Origin of the sequence: Escherichia sp. 93.0816 (assembly GCF_013368855.2) — a bacterium.
Taxonomy (GTDB): Bacteria; Pseudomonadota; Gammaproteobacteria; order Enterobacterales; family Enterobacteriaceae; genus Escherichia; species Escherichia ruysiae.
Genome location: NZ_JABWNC020000098.1, coordinates 1 through 262 on the forward strand (window position 1 = coordinate 1; position 262 = coordinate 262).

The following is a 262-nucleotide window of genomic DNA, read 5'->3' on the forward strand; positions in this document are numbered from 1 at the left end:
GCTGCGCCGCTGGCTGGCAGAAAGCGAGGCAATAAACGCTTCGGCTTTTTCCGGCGACTGCTGGCGATAAAGATTCGCCAGCCCGCGCACGGCGTTGGTGTTGCCGCTGTCCATGCGCAGCGTCTGCTGATAATAGCGTTCGGCGGCGGGGTAATCTTTGCGCGCCATCGCCACATCGCCCAGCCCCAGCACTGCATAGCTGTCGGCGTTATCGACATTGCGCGCCTGCTGGAACAGGCGTTCTGCCCGGTCGGGATTATTG

Annotated in this window: 1 protein-coding gene; it reads right to left on the reverse strand. The window is 62.2% G+C overall.

Annotated features, from left to right (window positions below):
- Positions 1-262 (reverse strand): tetratricopeptide repeat protein (locus tag HEM79_RS22440; RefSeq protein WP_183082735.1); only part of this gene is annotated, 262 nt, incomplete at both ends.